The organism is Rhodococcus sp. R1101 (genome assembly GCF_000278445.1).
In the GTDB taxonomy this organism is placed as follows: domain Bacteria; phylum Actinomycetota; class Actinomycetes; order Mycobacteriales; family Mycobacteriaceae; genus Rhodococcus; species Rhodococcus gordoniae.
In genome coordinates this window covers 1-3,188 of record NZ_AJVB01000456.1, presented here as the reverse complement: position 1 = coordinate 3,188, position 3,188 = coordinate 1, and the positions used below count along the sequence as shown (strand labels likewise).

Annotated in this window: 3 protein-coding genes; all 3 read right to left on the bottom strand. The window is 68.9% G+C overall.

Annotated features, from left to right (window positions below; genetic code table 11):
• Positions 1–665 (bottom strand): CaiB/BaiF CoA transferase family protein (locus tag R1101_RS0119770; RefSeq protein ID WP_016935043.1); only part of this gene is annotated, 665 nt, incomplete at its 3' end.
• A gap of 21 nt (positions 666–686) precedes the next feature.
• On the bottom strand, positions 687–1,850 hold the full coding sequence (locus R1101_RS0119765) for an acyl-CoA dehydrogenase family protein (RefSeq protein ID WP_005517413.1): 1,164 nt from the start codon (positions 1,848–1,850) through the stop codon (positions 687–689).
• A gap of 319 nt (positions 1,851–2,169) precedes the next feature.
• Positions 2,170–3,188 (bottom strand): urocanate hydratase (gene hutU, locus R1101_RS0119760; protein ID WP_016935042.1); only part of this gene is annotated, 1,019 nt, incomplete at its 5' end.

Genomic DNA, 3,188 nt, shown 5'->3' with positions numbered 1-3,188 from the left:
GGGGTCTCGCCGGACGCCTGCAGCTGGCTGTGCGCGGTGGGCAGCATCGCGAGCATGCTGTCGAACATCGCGACGTCGAGGTGCTGGCCCTCGCCGGTGGTGCGGGCCGCCAGCAGCGCGGTGCTGATGCCCCACGCAGCGAAGACGCCGGTGATGGTGTCGCCGAACGACTCGCCCAGTCGGGTGGGACCGGACTCCTCGGTGCCGGTGATGCTCATGACGCCGGAGAGCGCCTGGACCACCAGGTCGTAGGCCGCGGCGCCCGCCATCGGGCCCTGCTGGCCGAAGCCGGAGATCGACGCGTAGACGATCTTCGGGTTGCGTGCCTTGGCTGCCTCGTAGTCGATCCCGAGCCGGGTGGTGACGCCGGGACGGAAGTTCTCGACGACGACGTCGGCGCCCTCGATCAACTGCAGCAACGCTTCTCGGTCCTCGGGGTCCTTGAGGTCGAGCGCGATCGAGCGCTTGCCACGGTTGAGGACGTTGAAGTAGATGCTCTCGCCGTCGCGGAACGGCCCGAGGTGGCGCGAGTCCTCGCCGGCCTTCGACTCGATCTTCACGACGTCGGCGCCGGCATCCGCGAGCAGTGCGGTGCAGAACGGGCCCGCCAGCACGCGGGACAGGTCGACGACGCGGACGCCGTCGAGCGGGGGAAGCGCGGTCATAATGTTGTCTCCCAGTCGTTCTCAGTACTCGGTGGACCGGATCGACGGGGCGTTGCCCGCGATGGTCAGCAGCTGGATCTGCGAGGTGCCCTCGAAGATGCGCAGGATCCGGCAGTCGCGGTAGAGACGCTCGATCTCGGACTCGCGCATGAAGCCGGCGCCACCGTGGATCTGGACGACCTGGTCGACGATCGAGAAGCAGGCCTCGGTGGCCACGTACTTCGAAATCGAGGCGGCGCGGCGCAGGTCCTGGCCCGCGTCCTTGACGTCGGACGCCCAGTCGGCCGTGACGCGCGAGGCGACGAGCTTGGCGTCGCACTCGCCCAGCAGCAGCTGGATGGCCTGGAACTCGAAGATGGGGTGCCCGAACTGCTTGCGCTCGGAAGCGTATTCACGACCGAGTTCCCAAGCGCGCAGCGCGATTCCGTTGGCCATCGCGGCGACGTCGATGCGGGCGCGGTTGAGGGCGGTGAGCGCGATGTTGCCGCCGCGGCCCTCGGTGCCGATCACGGCGTCGTGCGGGAGGACCACGTCGTCGAGGTAGACGGTGTAGGTGGGCGCCGAGCGGATGCCCATCTTGTCCTGCGGCTCGGAGTAGCTGATGCCGGGCGTGCCCTTGGGCACCGCGAACGCGGTGATGCCACGGAAGCCGGCGGAGGGGTCGGTCTTGGCGAACAGCACGACGAGGTCGGCCTCGCGGGCGTTGGAGATGAAGGTCTTGGAGCCGGACAGGTGCCAGCCGTCGTCCTCGCGGCGTGCCACGGTACGCATCGACGCGATGTCGGAACCGGCGTCGGGCTCGGTGAGTGCGAAGCCTGCGAGGACCTCGCCGGAGGCCAGTCCGGGCAGCCAGCGCTTCTTCTGCTCCTCGGTGCCGCCCACGAGGATCGGCTCGAGGCCCAGGTAGTGGGCGGTGTAGATGGACGCGAGTGCGGCGTCGGCGCGCGCGACCTCCTCGACGGCAACCAACTGGGCGCGGGTCGACAGGCCGAGGCCGCCGAACTCCTCCGGGACGGAGATGCCCATGAGGTCCTGCTCGGCCAGTCGGCGCATCAGGCGCGCGGGGAATTCCTTGGACTCGTCGCGCTCGGCGGCGCCGGGCAGGATCTCTGCGTTGGCGAAAGCGCGCACGGTGCTGCGGAATTCGGTCAGGTCGAGGGTGTCGTCGAGCGGCTGAGCGGTCACGGGTAACTCCTGGAGGAACGAGAGGGGGAATCGCTAGATTTCATCTAGTGGAAGTCAATTGCCATCTAGTGGCATGCGATGACTATCGCATCCCGCCGCTGCGTTTGTCCAGAGGCAGTAGGTCCCGTCCCTCCGAACCCGGAAACGACGACGAGCGGCAACGCGCAGGGGGGATCGTCCTGCGCGTTGCCGCTCGTCGGGGGTCGACGTCGTTCGCTCGTCACCGAGCCGATGTCAGCGCCACCGGTACGGGCTCACGCTGGTCGTCGTGAGTCCGTACCGGTGGGTGGATCAGTGGGTCGAGATCACTCGTTCCCGGTCAGTTGTTCTCGCTCATCGGGATACGCACGCCACGCTCGCGCGCGGTGTCGATCGCGTGCTCGTAGCCCGCGTCCACGTGCCGGATGACGCCCATGCCCGGGTCGTTGGTGAGCACGGCCTCGATCTTCTTCGCGGCCAGCTCGGAGCCGTCGGCGATGCACACCTGACCGGCGTGGATCGAGCGGCCCATGCCGACGCCGCCGCCGTGGTGGATCGACACCCAGGAGGCGCCCGACGCGGTGTTGACGAGGGCGTTGAGCAGCGGCCAGTCGGCGATCGCGTCCGAGCCGTCCTTCATGGCCTCAGTCTCGCGGTACGGCGAGGCGACGGAGCCGGAGTCGAGGTGGTCACGGCCGATGGCGATCGGCGCGGACAGCTCGCCGCTGGCGACCATCTCGTTGAACTTCAGGCCGGCCTTGTGGCGCTCGCCGTAGCCGAGCCAGCAGATGCGGGCGGGCAGGCCCTCGAAGGCAACCTTCTCGCCGGCCATCTCGATCCACCGCTTGAGGTGCTCGTTCTCGGGGAAGAGTTCGAGGATCGCCTTGTCGGTCGCGGCGATGTCCTTGGGGTCGCCGGACAGCGCGGCCCAGCGGAACGGGCCGAGGCCCTCCTCGAACAGCGGGCGGATGTACGCCGGGACGAAGCCGGGGAACTCGAAGGCGCGGTCGTAGCCGGCCTTGCGGGCCTCGTCGCGGATGGAGTTGCCGTAGTCGAAGACCTCGGCGCCCTTGTCCATGAAGCCGACCATCGCCTCGACGTGCGCGGCCATCGACTTGCGGGACTCCTCGGTGAAGTGCTCCGGGTCCTTGGCGGCGAGCGCCTTCATGTCGGCGAAGTCGACGCCGAGCGGCAGGTACGACAGCGGGTCGTGTGCCGACGTCTGGTCGGTGACGATGTCGATGGGGGCGTCCATGGCCAGCAGTGCCGGGAAGATCTCCGCGGCGTTGCCGACGAGGCCGATCGACAGCGGCTTGCGGGCGTCACGGGCCTCGGTGGCCAGCTGCAGCGCGTGCTCGA